Source organism: Achromobacter sp. GbtcB20 (assembly GCF_019091095.1).
Lineage (GTDB): Bacteria > Pseudomonadota > Gammaproteobacteria > Burkholderiales > Burkholderiaceae_B > Achromobacter > Achromobacter mucicolens.
Genome location: NZ_JAGXJZ010000418.1, coordinates 1 through 306, shown reverse-complemented (window position 1 = coordinate 306; position 306 = coordinate 1). Strand labels below are relative to the sequence as shown.

Here is a 306-nt window from a genome sequence, read left to right as displayed (position 1 = left end):
CTTGCGCGAACTGCGCGATGTGGATGCGCAGCCGATCGGGCGTGTCCAGGCCGGCGTCGATGTACCAGACGTCGGAGATCGGATAGAGTCCGCCGGCTTGCACCGGGATGGACTGCAGCACGCTCGCCGAGAAGTCGGGCGGCAGCGCATCGCCCAACTGGTCGGCGTCCATGCGCTGGATCGATTGGAGCCGTTCTGTCGTCGGTGCTGGCGAGACGATGTGCTCGCGAAGCAGATCGCCCGGTGCGGCCGGCTGGCTTCCCGTGGCCGCTTCGCCAACCGCCGTGTCGTCGTGGCGCAAGGTGG

General features: G+C 68.3%; 1 pseudogene. It reads right to left on the bottom strand.

The window, feature by feature from the left end:
* Nucleotides 1-306: pseudogene (locus KVT32_RS29580) on the bottom strand (hypothetical protein); the annotation flags it as partial.